Below are 16973 nucleotides of genomic sequence, written 5' to 3'. Positions count from 1 at the left end.
GGTTATGTAGGCATTAGGCGGCTAAGGAAACAGACATGTCAGGCGACACCGATTTAATCAAACTTTATTCCGGACGCATTTTGGCGCTGGCGGCTGACATCCCTTATCTGGGCCGTCTGGAAGCTCCGGATGCAACTGTCAAACGCCGCTCGCCCCTATGTGGTTCTGCGGTGACAGTCGATGTGCAGGTGCGTGATGGAATATTGGCCGATCTGGGTCAGGACGTGAAAGCCTGCGCCTTGGGTCAGGCTGCCGCCGCCGTGGCCGCTGGTGGTGCAATCGGGGCCTCACTTGAAGTGGTAGCAAAGGGCCGTGATCAACTTCTCGCCATGCTGAAGTCTGGTGGCCCTGTGCCTGACGCCCCTTTTCACGGGTTCGACGTGTTGACCCCAGCGGTCGAGTATAAAAACCGCCATGCCTCGATTATGTTGAGCATGGAAGCCATGGTTGAGGCCATGGAACAGGCCATGCAGCCCGCAGGCGACGCCTAGATCGCCCCGCCTTAAACATGGATCGCTTATTTGCTGCTTCTCGCTTTGGACGAACGCGAAAAGCGATATTTGGGCCTCAGTTTAAGGCGCGACGCATTAGGCCCGGCACGGGTTCCAGTATGCTTACCAGTGCAAAAAAAAACGCCGCACATCCAAAGGGATGGCGGCGCAAGGAAAGCGTTTCTTACGGGGACCCGTTTTGCTCTTGGGGCAGAAACCCCGTGTCAGTCAAGGACAGGCGGTACCCGCTGACAGCATCAATTTGGGACGGATGCAAAGGGGCAAAACGGCATAAGATCGCAGGCAGAAATCAAACAAAAACAGGCAGATAAAGACAACCAACGAGCATCACTGTAAGCGCTGCTGCACCAACCGCATCCTGCACAATCGTATCTTGCGACCGCTTGGCGATGGATTTGAGTGTTTTTAACGTCGTCATCGGAACCTCCGCTCTTGTTGCTCCTTTGTTCTCATTTCTTTAACCGACTGTAAAGAACTTTTTGCGAACATTTGCGAACAAAATGTTCCAGCGGAGGTTAACCTACTGAAATCAAACGAATGGCTTCATCCTGTCGCATCAACCACAACAGCATGCGTGCCGCCTTGCCCCTATCAGATGTCAATGTCGGATCTTCGGCCAGTAATTTACGGGCGTCAGATTGCGCGATCGCCATCAATCCCGCCTGCCGTTCAAGGTCTGCCACTTTGAATCGGGGCACACCAGACTGTGCCGTGCCGATCAAATCCCCCGTACCGCGCATTTTCAGGTCAGTCTCTGCGATGACAAACCCATCCTCGGTCTCGCGCAACACTTCAAGCCGTTGCCGACCTGTTTCTCCCAGCGGGCTTTGATACATCAACAGGCAGGTTGAGGCCCCTTTGCCCCGCCCAACCCGGCCACGCAGCTGGTGTAACTGTGCCAGACCAAAGGTCTCTGCCCGTTCGATAACGATGATCGTTGCGTTTGGCACATCAACGCCGACCTCGATCACGGTTGTCGCAACCAGAACCTGCGTCTCTCCCTTCTGAAAGGCACGCATCGCCGCATCTTTCTCTGCGGGGGGAATCTGACCATGTACCAAGCCGACAACCCCCTCACCAAGGGACGCACGCAACCGTTTGAACCGTTCTTCGGCCGCGATCAGGTCACTGACCTCGCTTTCCTCCACCAAGGGGCAGACCCAATAACATTGCCGCCCCTCCGCTACGGCGGCTCGCAACCGTTCCACCACCTGATCCAACTTGCCGGTGCTGATCAACGCCGTTGTGATCGGCTGACGGCCCGGCGGTTTTTCGTCCAGAACCGACACATCCATATCGCCATATTGCGCCAGCGCCAGAGATCGCGGAATGGGGGTTGCCGTCATCACCAAGACATCCGCGCGATCACCTTTGCGGCCCAGCTCCAGCCGTTGACGCACGCCAAAGCGGTGCTGTTCATCCACTACTGCCAGCCGTAAATCGGCAAAATTCACGTCTGTCTGAAACACCGCATGGGTTCCAACCAAAACCTGTATGTCGCCGCCAGCAAGTGCGGCCAATTTCGCCTGCCGCTCTGCCCCTTTGTCGCGCCCCGTCAGGATTTCCAAAACCACGCCCGCCTCTTCGGCCAGGGGCCGTAGGCCTTGCAGGTGCTGGCGCGCAAGAATTTCTGTAGGGGCCATCAACACCCCCTGCCCGCCTGCCTCAACTGCGGCCAGCAAGGCCATAAAGGCAACCAGCGTCTTACCCGCGCCAACATCACCTTGCAAAAGCCGGTTCATCCGCTGCGGTTGCGCCATATCGGCAGTGATTTCCGCAATTGCCCGGGTCTGCGCCCCTGTCGGTTGATAGGGCAATGAGGCCAATACACGCGCCTGCAAGCTGCCATCCCCTTTGGTGCTGCGCCCCTGTTTGCGCCGTTCCTTCTGACGCGCCAAAGCCAGGGTGATTTGATGGGCCAGAAGCTCATCATAGGCCAAGCGCTCTCTTGCCGGGGCGGTTGCCGCAAGGTCTGCAATCTCCTGCGGATCATGTGCTGCCCCTACTGCGGGCCCAAAATCGGGCCAGCCGGCCTGTTTTTTCTGTTCAGGGTCAATCCATTCGGCCAAATCAGGCAGGCGCGCCAAGGCACCGCGCGTGGCCTTATACATCAATTTTTGGGTCACCCCATGGGTCAGCGGATATACCGGCTCGAACAGGGGCAGCGTCCCGGCTTCGGCCTCAGGCACGGCGAAATCTGGGTGCACCATCTGGGCAACCCCGTCAAACAGCTCGACGCGCCCTGACACGATCATACGCGCCCCCTCTGGCATCTGACGCGCCAGATAATCACCGCGCGCATGGAAATAGACCAGCTGAAAACTGGTTTCTGCATCCTCCACATGGATACGGTATGCGCCGCCTTTGTTGCGTGCGGGGCGATGGCTGCCAATGGTGACCAATACGGTCAAAGTTGAAGGCAGAACTGCATCCTTTACGCTGTTGCGACGACCGCGGTCAATGCCGGAATAAGGCAAAGTAAACAACAGGTCACGCGGGGTTTGCACCCCCAAACCGGCAAAATTCTGGGCGGTCTTGGGGCCGACCCCCTCCAGCGTTTCGAGCCCGGCAAAGAGCGGAAAAAGAGCTTCGGGGCGCTGGCTCATGTGGCCCCGATCAGGCGCAGCCAGCCATCCTCATCCATGGTCTCAATCCCCAGTTCGGCCGCCTTTTTTGCCTTGGACCCGGCACCGGGCCCGGCCACCAGAATATCTGTTTTGGCGCTGACCGATCCCGAAACCTTGGCCCCCAAACGCTCTGCGCGGGCTTTTGCTTCGGCACGTGTCATTTTTTCCAAAGTCCCCGTGAACACGACGGTTTTTCCGGTGACCGGGCTGCCCGAAGTATCTGGGCGTTTCACCGGCTGGACGTCCAGCTGCGCAATCAACCGGTCAATCGACGCCCGTTCACGGTCCTGCGCAAATGTGCCAACCAAAGATCCGGCCATGACCCCACCCACGCCATCAACGCCGATCAGATCTTCCCACGCCGGCCCCTCTTGCGCCGCCGCATCACGCATGGCGGTCTCGAAAGTGGCCCAATCCCCATAGTGCAAAGCGATCAGGTTTGAAGCGGCTTCGCCAACATGTCGTATCCCCAATGCAAAAAGCACACGATTCAAGGGAATTTTCCGTTTTTCATCAATAGCTTGAAAAAGGTTTTGCGCAGATTTCTCTCCCCAGCCCTCACGGTTCTTAAGCTGTTGCAGCCCTTCACCAAAGCGTTCCTTGAGAGTGAAAATATCAGCAGGTTCCGCGATCCAGCCATCGCCATAGAACTGCTCCACCTGTTTTGCGCCAAGCCCCTCGATGTCGAATGCACCACGGGCGACAAAATGCTTCAACTTCTCCACCGCCTGTGCTGGGCAGATCAACCCGCCGATACACCGGCGGACAGCATCACCGGGTTCGCGAATTGCATCGGAGCCACATTGCGGGCAAACATCAGGGAAAACAAAGGGATCCGTATCTTCGGGCCGCTTGTTCAGGTCCACATCCGCCACTTTTGGAATCACATCCCCGGCGCGGTATACCTGCACCCAATCGCCAAACCGAATGTCCTTTCCGCCGCGAATTTCGCCGCCTTTGCTGTCCAGGCCTTTGATGTAATCTTCATTATGCAGGGTCGCATTTGATACCACTACGCCGCCAACTGTCACCGGCTGTAACCTGGCGACCGGCGACAATGCCCCGGTGCGCCCCACCTGAATGTCGATCGCCGTTAGCCACGTCCAGGCAAGTTCGGCGGCGAATTTATGGGCAATCGCCCAACGCGGCGTGGTGGAACGAAAGCCAAGACGCTCTTGCAGGGCGAGGTCGTTGACCTTGTACACCACGCCATCAATATCATAGCCAAGTGTCGCACGCTGCTTTTCGATTTCGGCGTAATGATCAACCAGTTGATCTGGGCCGGCACAGAGGGCAGTCAATGGGTTGGTAACAAACCCAAGTGATTTCAATCTCTTGATCGCCCCATCCTGGGTGTCAGCCAGAGGGGCAGAGAACTCGCCCCAAGCATAGGCAAAGAACCGAAGCGGCCGCGATTTGGTGATGGTGCTGTCAAGCTGCCGAAGAGAGCCGGCAGCCGCATTGCGCGGGTTCGCGAAAGGTTTGGCCCCTGCCGCCTCTTGCCGCACATTCAACGCCTCGAAATCCGCATGACTCATGTAAACTTCGCCACGCACCTCAAGCACTTCCGGCGCGTCTGTCAAAACACGCGGAATATCCGCAATGGTGCCGGCATTGGCTGTCACGTTTTCGCCAATCGCCCCATCGCCACGCGTCGCGGCCTGTTCCAGCACACCATTTTCATAGCGCAGGGAAAGCGAAAGCCCGTCAATTTTTGGCTCGGCGGTATATTCGAGCCTTTCCTGATCGCCAATGCCAAGGTATTTGCGGATGCGCCCGTCAAATTCTGCGACATCTTCCGCATCAAAGGCATTGGACAGCGACAGCATCGCTACCGCATGTGTGACCTTGGAAAACCCCTCCGCAGGTGCAGCGCCCACTTGCTCTGAGGGGCTGTCCTCACGTTTCAGCGCCGGGAAACGGGTTTCAATTTCGATATTTCGCCGCTTCAGGGCGTCATATGTGGCATCATCAAGATTAGGATCATCCGCATTGTAATAATCCTGATTGGCGCGGCCCAAAACATCGGCCAAACGCGCCAACTCAACAGCGGCCTCGTCTTGCGTCAAATCCTCTATGTCGATCTTTGCTGTCATCGCCCCCCGCTTTGCCCCTTCCGTTGGCATCATCGCCCAACAGATAAGTCGGCAGGCAAAGCAGGTCTAGCGTGATTTCACGGCACCCTCTCAGGCAGAGGCAGCCAGATCCATCCGTACAGGTTCAGGATCGCGCAGCACATAACCGCGCCCCCAAACCGTTTCGATGTAGTTATCCCCGCCTGTGGCGGTGCTTAACTTCTTGCGCAGTTTGCAGATAAAAACGTCAATGATCTTGAGTTCAGGCTCATCCATCCCGCCATAAAGATGGTTCAGGAACATTTCCTTGGTCAGGGTTGTCCCTTTGCGCAGCGATAGAAGCTCAAGCATCTGGTATTCTTTACCGGTCAAATGCACCGTCTGATTGTCGACCGCGACAGTCTTTGCATCAAGGTTCACCGCAATCTGCCCGGTCTCGATAACCGATTGCGAATGCCCTTTTGAGCGGCGGATGATTGCGTGAATGCGTGCAACCAGTTCTTCCCGGTGGAAAGGTTTGGTCAGATAATCATCCGCCCCGAAGCCAAACCCCTTGATCTTGCTTTCGGTATCGTCAGACCCCGACAATATCAGGATCGGTGTTGCAATCCGGCTCAACCGCAATTGGCGCAACACCTCATGGCCATTCATATCGGGCAGATCCAGATCAAGCAGGATAAGATCATAGTCATACAGCTTTGCCAAATCGATCCCTTCTTCGCCAAGATCCGTCGCATAGACGTTCAAATTGGCGTGGGTCAGCATCAACTCGATGCTGCGTGATGTTGTGGGATCATCTTCGACAAGCAGTACACGCATGGGCATTCTCCGTTTGGCATCTTTACAGTGGGATGGGCCATTGGAATAGAAACTGGACAAAAAAGGTTAACCACCCGTTACCGATGAGTGGAAATTAGAGCAACAACTTAAAGTTGTCTATACTTTTGAACGGCCGTTGCCTTCAATGCCGCTTCACCATGTTCGGTTACCGCACGCACCCATTCCAGAAACTCTTCTTCACTGATCTGATAGCGTTCAAGCGCCTCGGCCTGGCTCAACAACCCGTAAACCACCCCGCGGACCACGGCAGCCTTGCGTGAGGCAACCCATCGCCGGGTCTTGGCACTGGGCAGGTCGGCCCGGCTCATCACACTGCCATCTGCCAGGGTCACCGATCGCGGGCCATCCACTTTTTTAAGATACATCAGGACTATCCATTTATTCGCACCACGCGAAGCTTGCCCCCATCGCCCTTAACGCTGCATGAAGCCCCCCCTTGTGAGTAGTTAGGATTTTCCTATATTCCCCCCTAACACCCGCCTGGAGAAAACCATGCCGCTTGATCAGACCCCCCCGCTGAATTCACTGGGCTTTGCAAAATCCCCTGCCGACACCCGTGTGGTGGTCGCCATGTCCGGCGGCGTCGACAGCTCCGTGGTGGCGGCCATGCTGGCCGAGGAAGGCTATGACGTGGTCGGCGTCACCCTGCAGCTCTACGACCACGGGGCCGCCCTTGCGAAAAAAGGTGCCTGCTGCGCCGGGATCGACATCCACGATGCCCGGCGTGTGGCGGAAGATATGGGGTTTCCCCATTACGTGCTGGATTACGAAAACGTCTTCAAGGATGCGGTGATTGACGAATTCGCCGACAGCTATCTGGGCGGAGCCACCCCCGTGCCCTGCATCCGTTGCAATGAGCGTGTAAAATTCAAGGACCTGCTGGAAACCGCCAAGGATCTTGAGGCCGATTGCATGGCCACCGGCCATTATATCCAACGCAAAATGGGTGCATCCGGTGCCGAGCTGCACAGTGCCGCCGACGCCAGCCGGGATCAAAGCTATTTCCTGTTCTCCACCACGCCAGAGCAATTGGACTACCTGCGCTTCCCCCTCGGCCATTTGCCCTCCAAGAACGATACCCGCGCACTGGCCGCGAAATACGGGCTCAGCGTAGCGATGAAACCCGACAGTCAGGACATCTGCTTTGTCCCGGATGGTGATTATGCCTCTGTGATCCTGAAACTGCGCCCCGAAGCGGCTGATCCCGGTGACATTGTCGACACCAACGGTGCGGTGCTTGCGCGCCATGACGGGATCATCAACTATACCGTGGGCCAGCGCCGCGGCCTTGGCATCGGCGGGCTTTCCGATCCCCTCTATGTGGTAAAACTGGATGCCGACCGCAAAGAGGTTGTTGTCGGCCCGAAATCCATGCTGGCCACCCGTACCGTCCCGGTGCGCGAAATCAACTGGTTGGGGGATGCGCCCCTGACCTCCCGGTCAGAATGGCATATTGCAGTCAAGGTCCGCTCAACCCGCCCCCCGACAGAGGCCATCCTGCGCCCCCTGTCAGACACCACAGCCGAAGTTGAACTGCTGACCCCGGAACAGGGCGTCTCCCCCGGTCAAGCCTGCGTTTTCTACGATCCCGACAGCACGCGGATTTTCGGTGGTGGCTGGATCCATAAAGGCTAGCCTTTACCCCCAACCACTGCCCCGCAGACCGATCTTCTTCTCTTTTTGGCCTTAAATGCTGCGGGAGTTTGAGGGCAGAGCCCTCATCACTTAAAATAGTGTCGCGCCCTGGCGCGTCATTTTCCCGACAGCCCATCAAGCACCGCCTTCGCGGCCCTTATCCCCGGGGCTTCCCCCCCCTGCCCCAGCCGCTGCATGCTCAGTGCCATTGCCGCATATTGCGCCTCCGGTGCCGCCAAGACCTTTAACACCGCCTGCGCTATCGGTCCGGGTCGGCAATTGGCCCCGATATATTCCGGCACAGCCCGTGTATCGGACACCAGATTGACCAGTGTCACCGTATCCACCTTGACCATCCGCCCGATTACCTGCCGGCTGACCCAATTCATATCATAGGCAATCACCATCGGTGTCTCGCTGGCCGCCAGCTCCAAGGATACCGTCCCGGAGGCCGCAAGGGCGACATCCGCCGCGCGGAATGCCGCGCGTTTTTCAGCCAAAGGATCGGCCACCCCCTCATCCAGCGGGTTCAAGACCACCGGTGGCATATCCCAGTTCTGCACCAAACGTCGCACCGCCCCCACCACGGGGGCCGCAGCGGGGATAACAACCCGCATCTCGGGCTTGTCGCGGGCAAGCCGGGCAACCACCTGCTGGAACACCGGCCCCAGACGGGCCACTTCGCTTTGGCGCGATCCGGGCAGCACGAGAAGAAGCGGCGCATCGCCGAGGTGGTGACGTGCCCGGAAAGCCGCTGCCTCTGCATCGCTCGCCACCGGTTCGGCCACCACCGGATGACCCACAAAGTCACAGCGCATGCCCGCCGCTTCCATATAAGGCGGTTCAAACGGCAACAGGGCCAGGACCTGATCCACAAACCGCGCCATCTTTTCCGCGCGACGCGGGCGCCAGGCCCAAACCGTCGGGGCCACATAATGCACACATCTGATGTCGCTCTTGGCCTTGACCTGTCGCGCCACCCGCAGGGAAAAATCAGGGCTGTCGATGGTAATCAGCACATCCGGCCGCATCTCGACCACAGCCGCTGCGGTTTCATTGATCCGCGCTTTCAACGCCCGGTACTTTGGCAATATCTCGGCAAGCCCCATGACGCTCAGCTCTGACATGTCAAAGCGGCTTTCCAGCCCCTCAGCCGTCATCATCGGGCCGCCAATTCCTTCAAAGGTCACATCAGTGTGCAGCGCTTTCAACCCTGCCATCAACGCCCCGCCCAGCTTGTCCCCCGAGGGTTCGCCGGCAAGGATGAAGATCCTCACGCCGCCCCCCCGCGGCGCGCCCAAAGCACCAGACCATATTGATCCGCCAATTCTGTGCAACGCGCCGCATCAAGAATGATCACATCCCCCTCATCCACCACAACACCTGCCAGCCCCGCCTGATGCGCGGCCTCAATCGTTGCAGGGCCAATGGTGGGCAGATCAATCTCTCTGATCTGGCCGGTTTTCGGCCCCTTGCAGAGGATTGCCCGCATACCAGCTGCCTTTTCCGGCAGGGTCGCCAACAGGTGATCAGTGCCGCCCATGGTCTCAACGCCCAACACCTGTTCCGCCCCGATCACACAGGCCTGCCCGATGTCCAGAGGGGCCAGCCCCGCCAGCACCGCTTCGCCGCGTGCCGCATCGCGGCGCATCTGGGCATCCGGCCAGGCTTCGGACAACATGCCCTGTTCCGCCACCAGATCAGGCAGCAGTGTATCGGCCCCAACCACCTCAAACCCGGTCTGTTCGAATATCTCTTTGAGAACCTGCAAGGCACCATTGTCGCCCGCCGCCAGCGCCTTTTGAAACAGCGGCACCAGTGGCAGGGTCTCGCTGTCCAATCTGGCGGGGTCCAGATCAGGCCGGTCAATCGCCCCACAGAAACACACTTGCGTCACACCACGTTCGCCAAGGGCAACCAGTAGCGTGCCAAGCGTTTCCAGCCGAAAGGTCAGATCAACCCCAAGCACATCCGGCAACATGCCCTCATAGGCGCAGACCAGCGGTGCCACCTCCTGCGCGGCGGCCACTTCAGCGGGCAGGCGCCCGCGCCCTGTGATCAACGCCAGCGTCATTTCGGCGTCAGGAAATGGCGGCCCGTGTCGGCCGTGACAAAATCAACGATCTCGCGCACATAGGCACTTTCCGTTTCTTCACCCAGACGCATGGCGCGGTCCTGAAACGTGCCTTCCCCCTGCGCCAGCATCTGAAATGCGGCCCGCAGGGCCGTGATGTCACCGCGCGCAACACCGCGCCGTTTCAACCCGACAAGGTTCAGCCCGTCCAGATCGCCACGCGGCCCCTGCACCAGACCATAGGGGATCACATCATTGGTCACCATCGTCACCGCCCCGATGATCGCCCCCTTGCCGATGCGCACAAACTGGTGAATGCCGGACAGCCCGCCAATAATGACATCATCCTCGATGATACAATGCCCGGCCACAGCGACGGAATTCACCACAATCACGCGGTTCCCGATCACCGCATCATGGGCAATATGACACCCGGCCATAAACAGGCAATCATCGCCGATCTGCGTGACCCCGCCACCGCCTTCCGTGCCACAGTTCATCGTAACATGTTCACGGATGCGGTTGCGCTTGCCAATCACGAGGCGGCTGGCCTCACCCTTGAACTTCAGATCCTGCGGAATCTCTCCAATCACCGCAAAGGCGAAGATCACCGTACCCTCACCCACATCGGTATTGCCGGTGACAACCACATGGCTTTTCAACTCGACATCCGCATGCAGCACCACATCGGGCCCGACCAGACAAAACGGCCCGACCTTTGCGGTAGGGTCAATCTGCGCGCCCGCTTCGATCACCGCCGAGGGGTGGATATTGCTCATTTCGGCAGATCCAGCATCGCCATGAACTCCGCCTCTGCCGCCATCTCGCCCTCAACCGTGGCCACGCCGGAGAATTTCCAGATCTTGCCACCGGGTTTGCCGCGCACTGTCTTGAGGTCCATGCGCAGGACATCGCCGGGCACAACCTTGCGGCGGAATTTACAATTGTCGATGGACATAAAGTAAATCAGCATTTCCTTATCCATCTGCTCCAGCGCGACACCAACCATCACACCGGCGGTCTGCGCCATGGCTTCGACAATGGTGACACCGGGCATGATGGGGGTGCCGGGGAAATGGCCCTGAAAATGCGGCTCGTTCATGGTGACGTTTTTGTAACCAACCGAGGATTGTGTGCCGTTGATCTCTTCTACCTTATCCACCAACAGGAACGGGTAGCGGTGCGGCAGAATGCGTTGGATCATCTGGATATCAGCGCGCAAAAGTGTGTCGCTTGTGGTCTCGCTCATGTCATGTCCTTTGGTGTCTTGAGGCGTTTTCTAGAGCTATCAACTTCACCACAGACGGGCAAGCGTGGCTCACTCGGCACCGCTGCCCAATGTTTCATTCAGCAATGAAATGGCATCATCGGTGATCTCGATGGCAGAGGCGCTGACAAAAACCGACCGCAGATCAAGGATCACTGCCGCTTCGGCACTGCGCATCAGACGTTCCAGCACCGGCCCCGCCGCACGTTCAAACACCGCGCGTTCCTGATCCAGCAGCGCGTTCAGCGCACGTCCCTTGGTCGCCTGTACCTGACGGGTCTGTTGGACCTTTTCGTCAAACTCATTGGCAAGGGTGCGAAATTCTTCGGGGGTCATGGTCGCACGAACGGAGGTCAGGCGTTTTTCCTCGGCCTCAAGGTCTGCCTCGATCTTGCGGTTCTCGCTGGCCAGTTCCGTACCCTTCGCCTCTACTTCGGCGACGACCCTTTTGCCAAAATCACTGTCCAGAAACAGACGGTCAGAGTCGATTGTCAGAATCGGGCTGACAATGCTGCCGCGGTTTAAAGTGGTGTCGGAACGGGCCTGCTGCGCGAAAGCGGCAGACCCGAAAACAGTTTGCGCCAGCCCGATCAGAGCCAGCGCAAAAACAGCGGATCGCGTGCCGCCCTGCATCCCCTAGAACTGGGTGCGCAGCGTGATCTCGAAAGATTGCTCTTCGTCAAAATCCTCGCTCTTGAGCGCTTTGGAGAAGTTGAATTGCAACGGACCAACAGGGGTTGTCCAGAACAGGGACACGCCCACCACATGGCGGAATGATCCGGCCTCGCCCTGAACATTGCCGCCGTTCAGGTTCACATCATCCAGATTCCACAGGTTTGCCACGTCGTAGAAAACACCACCGGAAATGCCGTATTCTTCTGGCAGGCCCAGCGGGAATTCCGCCTCGAAACGCGCCGCAACATAAAGGTTACCGCCCAGTGGATCATTTGACGTGCCGCTGGTGTCGCGCGGACCAATGCCGCCCGGTTCAAAGCCGCGAATGATCGATGGCCCCAGCAAGAAACGATCAACCACACGGTTGGTACCTTCCTGCCACGCCAGCGCGCCCCCTTCGAGGGTCGCCCGCAGGGTCACATCCTCGTTGAAGACACGTTTTTCGCCGGTCACTTTTGCAACCGTTTTGATGTATTTGCTGTCGCCACCCAGACCGGCAAAATCCTGACTGAACTGGAACAATACGCCAGCTGTCGGATCCAGCCCGCTGCGCCGGGTGTCATAGGTATATTCATAGCCGATTGCCGAAGAAATCTGTGCATCAGCCGCAATATCGCCACCGACGGTCAACCCGTTTTCCGCCGGATCGCGCGCCAATAGGTCAATCTGCTCAGCAGTATAGCGCAGCGACAACCGCCCGTTTTCACTGACCGGGAATGACAGGGAGGGCTGCACAATCAAACGCTCGGTATCATAGCTGGCAAAGCTTGAATTGGTCTCGGCATAGTCAATGTTCAGACCAAAGGCCAAATCCCGGCCCAAAAGCGCCGGCTCGACAAAGTTGATGCCATAACGCGTTGCATCTTCCGCTGTCGAAATCGACAGAGACAGTTTCTGCCCACGCCCAAGGAAGTTCTCTTCCGCAAAGCTGACCGCGACTCCGACCCCGTCGTTGTTCGAGAAAGACCCACCAAAGTTCAAAGAACCGGTTGGCTTTTCAACCACATCCACATCGACAACAACCTGTTCGCCGCTGGATCCCTCACGGGCGTTGACCTCGGCAGTCTCGAAGTAGTTCAGCGCGCGGATACGTTCCGCCGCCTGACGGATCTCACGTGGGTTGAACGGGTCCCCTTCAACACTGTCAAACTGACGTCGGATCACCCGGTCCAGCGTCGTTGTGTTACCCTCAATATCGATCCGTTCTACGAAAACGCGCTGTCCGCGGCTGATCACATAGGTCACATCCAGCGTCAGGTCGCGGTCGTTGCGGTTGATCTGCGGTTCAACCCGCATGAAATCGACGCCATCACGAATGGCCTGCCGTTCAAGACGGGCAATGTCTGCTTCGACAAGGGTTGGCGAATAGATCACCCCGGGGCGCACTTTCACGATATTGCGGTAAGTATCCGCATCGACATTTGGCATCTGGGACACCACCGACACTTCGCCAAATTTGAACTGCTGGCCCTCGGTGATGTTGTAAGACACGAAAAAGCCGTCGCGCTCTTCAGTCAACTCACCGTTCACCGCCGTGGTGCGCATGTCGACATAGCCACGGGACAGATAGAAATCGCGCAACAGCTGTTTATCAACGTCAACCTGCCCTTCGCGGAAGGTATCGCGTTTCACCAGACGGCGGAAAAAACCAGCTTGTTTGGTGCCAAGAACACGGCGCAATCGACGGTCAGAGTACTTGCGGTTGCCGACAAAGCTCAGACGTTCAATCTCAACATTGTCGCCTTCAAAAATTTCAAACACCAGATCAACACGGTTTTGATCACGGCGGATGATGCGCGGCTGTACGCGGGCAGCGATCCGCCCCTCGGAACTATAGGCCTCTGCGATGGCGGCGGCATCTGATTTGGCCTGCGACGGGTTGAACACACGCCGCTCGGTCGATCCGATCAACTGTGCCAGCGCTTCATCCTTGACTCGCTTGTTGCCTTCAAAGCGGACACGGTTCAACGTCGGCAGCTCGACCACGGAAATCACCAACGTGCCGCCACGTGGCTCGATCTCGACACTTTCAAACAAACCGGAGTTTTGCAGCTTCTGGTAGGCGTCATTCAGCTGACCGCCTGACATGGGCTGGCCGCGAGTGATTCCTGCACTGCGCAGGATGGCGGCGTCACCGATGCGGTTATTGCCATTGATCTGAACGGAGTTGAATTGATATTGCTGGGCCTGTACCGGCACCGAAGTGGCCACCCAAGCCACTGATAACAATGCGCAAACCGAAGCACTGCGTGCCAGTTTAGCAATTGTCGATGTTTTTACCTGATGGAAAGGCACTGCGCCCCACGTGCTCAGTCTCATGGTTTCAACCCAATCTTTAGACTTCATTGGGTTTCTGAGTACGGCAGCCGGGCGGGATTGTCAAAACCCGCAAAAGCAAAAAAGCACTACATCAAGCAGTGCATTTCAGCGTGTAAACATCATGATGTGGGCGTTAGGAGGCTTATAGACTGCCCAGATATGCGCCAGCAACCAGCGCCAGGGCAATTGTCCCGACATAGAGAACACGGTCCCAGTTGAGAGCCATCAACAGGCTGAGGCCGCGATAAGAGCTTTGAATAGCTTGCATCTGTCCAATCCTTTACGTTGAATTGTATCTAGCAAACCATTGCGGCACGATTTTGACGAAATAAGGCGAAATTGTGGCGGGCCGCAGAAAATTCTGCCAAATTGGCCCGCAACGGTGATTTTTATGCCCGCAGCAGCGGTGCAGTTGCCCTAGTGGTTCAAGGGCAGAACAGATCGTTCCCCAGCGCAAAGACCATCAGCGCCAGGACCATGCTCAATCCAATTGTCATCAGCACCTTCAGCGCCTTGTCGCTTGGCGGTTTGCCGGTCACCGCCTCATAGGCGTAAAACATCAGGTGCCCCCCATCCAGCGCCGGGATCGGGAAGAGGTTCAGCAAGCCCACAGCCGTGCTGAGCACCGCAATGAAATAGATGAACGACTGAGCCCCCTGGCTGGCCATCGCACCGGAGGTCTGGGCGATGCCGACCGGCCCGCTCAGGTTGCAGGTGCTGATATTGCCCACAATCATTTCGCGCAAACCAGACAGGGATCCGGTGATGATGCGCCAGGTATTCTGCACCCCGCCGGACAGGGCCGCACCCACGCTTGGGGTATCTGTGGCCGCTTCAAACGCCATGCCGCCTGCGATGCCAATGCGCAAGGCCCGTTTGAACGACCCGTCCGCCTGTGGTTCGTCCACGACTTTTGGCGTCATGGTGAAATCAAGGGTTTCTCCGTTGCGCCAGACGGTCAGGGCCAAGGCCGCCCCGTCAGAGCTTTCAACCGCCGATTTCAATTCATCAAAAGCATAGATCGGCGTGCCGTCGATGCCTGTAATCACATCGCCGGCCTCCAGACCGGCGGCGATGGCGGCGGATTGCGGCACCACCTGCAGGATCACAGGTGGCAGCAGATAAGGCCCCTCCACCGCGATCTCGCGCCCGTCACGGCGCACGTCATAAGACAGCGTTGGTGTCTTGGGCAGGCCGTCAATGAATTCACGATAGGCCGGATCACTTTGCGGGATTGTATTGCCCTGCACGGCGACAATCTCGTCCCCGGCCTGCAGTTCAGCGGCCCCTTGTGGCAAAGCGCGTATTTCACCCACGGTCAGCGGATCACGGGCAACACCGGTGCTGAACGCCACGGCAAAGAAGATCAGGATCGACATCACAAAGTTGAACACCGGCCCTGCGGCAACGGTTAATGTGCGTGCCCAAAGCGGTGCGCCGTGCATCGTATGGCGTGCCGCTTCCGGGTTGTCAGCCACAGCAGCCATGGCCGCTTCATCCTTGCCGGAGGCCGCATTGGCATCACCTGCAAATTTCACGTAGCCGCCAAAGGGCAAAGCGGCGATCTGCCACTTGGTGCCGCGTTTATCCATGCCGGACCACAGCACCGGACCAAACCCCAGCGAAAAAACATCCGCCTTGATCCCGCACCAACGCCCGACAATGTAATGGCCGTATTCATGGATTGCGACAATCACCGAAAGCGCGATGACAAACGCCAATAAAGTCCAGATCAGCCCGCCAAATTGCGGTATCAGCCCAAGAATATCCAAAGTTCTACCCTGCTCTTTTATGAATGGCGTCCCGTGCCGCCTTACGTGCCAAATGGTCTATTTGCAGCACGTTATCAAGGGTCATGGTGTCAGCAATAAGGCCAGCTGACGCATCAAACCCGGTTAATGTATCCTCGACCACATCGGCCATCTGCACAAAGGTGATCTGCCCTGCAATGAACCCATCTAACGCGGTTTCCTTGGCCGCATTAAACACTGCCCCCATCATGCCGCCCGACTGCATGGTTTCGCGGGCAAGGCGCAGGGCGGGCCACCGCCGTTCGTCCGGCGTGCTAAAGTCAAAACGGCCAATGGCTGCCAGATCCAGCCGCTCTACCGGGAGATGTTGGCGATCTGGATGATGCAGGGCAAATCCAATCGCATGGCGCATGTCGGCGGGGCCCACATGTGCCATCAGCGCACCATCTTTGAAACCGACCAGCGCATGCACCATGGATTGCGGGTGGACAATGACCTCAATACCTAACGGATCAACTCCAAAAAACTCATGTGTTTCAATGACCTCCATGGCCTTGTTAAACATGGATGCGCTGTCGATGGTGATCCGTTGGCCCATGTCCCAATTGGGATGGCTTGAGGCTTGATCCAGCGTCGCCTCCGCCAACCGTTCCAGCGGCCAATCACGAAACGCGCCGCCGCTGGCCGTGATGATAATGCGTTCAACCGCCGCCATCTCTTCACCGATAAGGGCCTGAAAAATCGCTGAATGCTCTGAATCCACCGGCAGGATGCGGGTGCCATGTTGGCGGGCGGTCTCCATCACCAGAGGGCCTGCACAGACCAGCGATTCCTTATTCGCCAGTGCCAGCGTGCCTCCCTGCGCCAGCGCCGCCATGCCCGGTGCAAGCCCCGCCGCCCCGACAATTGCCGACATGGTCCAATCCGCAGGGCGCGCTGCTGCCTCGGCAACTGCTGCCGCCCCCGCCCCCGCCGCCACGCCGGAGCCGCCAAGGGCCGCGCGCAGATCCTCCAGCCGGTGGTCATCAGCGGTAACAGCAATGTCAGCCTTTAATGCAATGGCATCTTTTGCCAGCTGTGCGATATTGCTGGCCCCGGTCAGGGCAACAACATCGTAATCCTCTGGCGCGCGCGCGATCAGATCAAGCGTATTCTGCCCGATGGAACCGGTGGCACCTAAAACGCTTACGCGTCGCAT

At 58.0% G+C, this 16973-nt stretch carries 16 protein-coding genes; 2 read left to right on the top strand and 14 right to left on the bottom strand.

The window, feature by feature from the left end:
* Positions 1-35 precede the first annotated feature (35 nt).
* Positions 36-491 carry an iron-sulfur cluster assembly scaffold protein gene (locus QQL78_RS06575; protein WP_284371792.1) on the top strand — a complete coding sequence of 152 codons (456 nt, stop codon included), beginning with the start codon at positions 36-38 and terminating at the stop codon, positions 489-491.
* Positions 492-801: 310 nt separating this feature from the next.
* Here QQL78_RS06575 and QQL78_RS06570 read toward each other — a convergent pair whose 3' ends face one another.
* The 5 genes from QQL78_RS06570 to sciP form a co-directional block, all read right to left on the bottom strand.
* Positions 802-930 carry a hypothetical protein gene (locus QQL78_RS06570; protein WP_284371790.1) on the bottom strand — a complete coding sequence of 43 codons (129 nt, stop codon included), beginning with the start codon at positions 928-930 and terminating at the stop codon, positions 802-804.
* A gap of 97 nt (positions 931-1027) precedes the next feature.
* Entirely contained in the window at positions 1028-3118 is a 2091-nt protein-coding gene (gene recG, locus QQL78_RS06565; RefSeq protein ID WP_284371788.1) for an ATP-dependent DNA helicase RecG, read from the bottom strand.
* Positions 3115-5235 carry an NAD-dependent DNA ligase LigA gene (gene ligA / locus QQL78_RS06560; RefSeq protein ID WP_284371786.1) on the bottom strand — a complete coding sequence of 707 codons (2121 nt, stop codon included), beginning with the start codon at positions 5233-5235 and terminating at the stop codon, positions 3115-3117. Before ligA ends, recG begins: the two co-directional genes overlap by 4 nt.
* Before the next feature lie 90 nt (positions 5236-5325).
* A complete protein-coding gene (gene ctrA, locus QQL78_RS06555) occupies positions 5326-6033 on the bottom strand; it encodes a response regulator transcription factor CtrA (protein ID WP_284371784.1) in 708 nt (235 codons plus the stop codon).
* A 107-nt stretch (positions 6034-6140) separates the two neighbouring features.
* Entirely contained in the window at positions 6141-6419 is a 279-nt protein-coding gene (sciP, locus tag QQL78_RS06550; RefSeq protein WP_284371782.1) for a CtrA inhibitor SciP, read from the bottom strand.
* A 127-nt stretch (positions 6420-6546) separates the two neighbouring features.
* Between sciP and mnmA the strand changes: the two genes are divergently transcribed.
* Positions 6547-7689 (top strand): tRNA 2-thiouridine(34) synthase MnmA, encoded by a 1143-nt coding sequence (gene mnmA, locus QQL78_RS06545; protein WP_284371780.1) that lies wholly within the window; start codon positions 6547-6549, stop codon positions 7687-7689.
* Positions 7690-7805: 116 nt separating this feature from the next.
* On the opposite strand, the gene lpxB is transcribed toward mnmA, so the two are convergent.
* The 9 genes from lpxB to dxr form a co-directional block, all read right to left on the bottom strand.
* Complete coding sequence (gene lpxB, locus QQL78_RS06540) at positions 7806-8966, bottom strand: lipid-A-disaccharide synthase (protein ID WP_284371779.1); 1161 nt, start codon at positions 8964-8966, stop codon at positions 7806-7808.
* Positions 8963-9763, bottom strand: a complete 801-nt coding sequence (locus tag QQL78_RS06535; RefSeq protein WP_284371777.1) for an LpxI family protein — start codon at positions 9761-9763, stop codon at positions 8963-8965. Before QQL78_RS06535 ends, lpxB begins: the two co-directional genes overlap by 4 nt.
* Complete coding sequence (lpxA, locus tag QQL78_RS06530; RefSeq protein WP_284371774.1) at positions 9760-10542, bottom strand: acyl-ACP--UDP-N-acetylglucosamine O-acyltransferase; 783 nt, start codon at positions 10540-10542, stop codon at positions 9760-9762. Before lpxA ends, QQL78_RS06535 begins: the two co-directional genes overlap by 4 nt.
* Positions 10539-11012, bottom strand: coding sequence for a 3-hydroxyacyl-ACP dehydratase FabZ (gene fabZ / locus QQL78_RS06525; RefSeq protein WP_025044623.1), 474 nt, complete (start codon positions 11010-11012; stop codon positions 10539-10541). The genes lpxA and fabZ overlap by 4 nt, the downstream gene beginning before the upstream one ends.
* Before the next feature lie 69 nt (positions 11013-11081).
* A complete protein-coding gene (locus QQL78_RS06520) occupies positions 11082-11663 on the bottom strand; it encodes an OmpH/Skp family outer membrane protein (RefSeq protein WP_284371771.1) in 582 nt (193 codons plus the stop codon).
* A 3-nt stretch (positions 11664-11666) separates the two neighbouring features.
* Positions 11667-14024 (bottom strand): outer membrane protein assembly factor BamA, encoded by a 2358-nt coding sequence (bamA, locus tag QQL78_RS06515; RefSeq protein WP_284371769.1) that lies wholly within the window; start codon positions 14022-14024, stop codon positions 11667-11669.
* Between the two features lie 142 nt (positions 14025-14166).
* On the bottom strand, positions 14167-14292 hold the full coding sequence (locus tag QQL78_RS06510) for a hypothetical protein (RefSeq protein ID WP_284371767.1): 126 nt from the start codon (positions 14290-14292) through the stop codon (positions 14167-14169).
* A 157-nt stretch (positions 14293-14449) separates the two neighbouring features.
* Positions 14450-15796, bottom strand: a complete 1347-nt coding sequence (rseP, locus tag QQL78_RS06505) for an RIP metalloprotease RseP (RefSeq protein ID WP_284371765.1) — start codon at positions 15794-15796, stop codon at positions 14450-14452.
* A gap of 4 nt (positions 15797-15800) precedes the next feature.
* Positions 15801-16973: a 1-deoxy-D-xylulose-5-phosphate reductoisomerase gene (dxr, locus tag QQL78_RS06500; RefSeq protein WP_284371762.1), complete on the bottom strand. Its 1173-nt coding sequence runs from the start codon at positions 16971-16973 to the stop codon at positions 15801-15803.

It is taken from the genome of Sulfitobacter pacificus (genome assembly GCF_030159975.1).
GTDB classification, from domain to species: Bacteria; Pseudomonadota; Alphaproteobacteria; order Rhodobacterales; family Rhodobacteraceae; genus Sulfitobacter; species Sulfitobacter pacificus.
This window is presented reverse-complemented; position numbering and strand designations above follow the sequence as displayed.

Coding starts and splice junctions, on each gene's coding strand:
- QQL78_RS06570 (WP_284371790.1), bottom strand. CDS start 930: ATGACGACGTTAAAAACACTCAAATCCATCGCCAAGCGGTCGCAAGAT.
- sciP (WP_284371782.1), bottom strand. CDS start 6,419: ATGTATCTTAAAAAAGTGGATGGCCCGCGATCGGTGACCCTGGCAGAT.
- QQL78_RS06510 (WP_284371767.1), bottom strand. CDS start 14,292: ATGCAAGCTATTCAAAGCTCTTATCGCGGCCTCAGCCTGTTGATGGCT.
- bamA (WP_284371769.1), bottom strand. CDS start 14,024: ATGAGACTGAGCACGTGGGGCGCAGTGCCTTTCCATCAGGTAAAAACA.
- ligA (WP_284371786.1), bottom strand. CDS start 5,235: ATGACAGCAAAGATCGACATAGAGGATTTGACGCAAGACGAGGCCGCT.
- recG (WP_284371788.1), bottom strand. CDS start 3,118: ATGAGCCAGCGCCCCGAAGCTCTTTTTCCGCTCTTTGCCGGGCTCGAA.
- mnmA (WP_284371780.1), top strand. CDS start 6,547: ATGCCGCTTGATCAGACCCCCCCGCTGAATTCACTGGGCTTTGCAAAA.
- QQL78_RS06520 (WP_284371771.1), bottom strand. CDS start 11,663: ATGCAGGGCGGCACGCGATCCGCTGTTTTTGCGCTGGCTCTGATCGGG.
- ctrA (WP_284371784.1), bottom strand. CDS start 6,033: ATGCGTGTACTGCTTGTCGAAGATGATCCCACAACATCACGCAGCATC.
- QQL78_RS06535 (WP_284371777.1), bottom strand. CDS start 9,763: ATGACGCTGGCGTTGATCACAGGGCGCGGGCGCCTGCCCGCTGAAGTG.
- QQL78_RS06575 (WP_284371792.1), top strand. CDS start 36: ATGTCAGGCGACACCGATTTAATCAAACTTTATTCCGGACGCATTTTG.
- dxr (WP_284371762.1), bottom strand. CDS start 16,973: ATGCGACGCGTAAGCGTTTTAGGTGCCACCGGTTCCATCGGGCAGAAT.
- fabZ (WP_025044623.1), bottom strand. CDS start 11,012: ATGAGCGAGACCACAAGCGACACACTTTTGCGCGCTGATATCCAGATG.
- lpxA (WP_284371774.1), bottom strand. CDS start 10,542: ATGAGCAATATCCACCCCTCGGCGGTGATCGAAGCGGGCGCGCAGATT.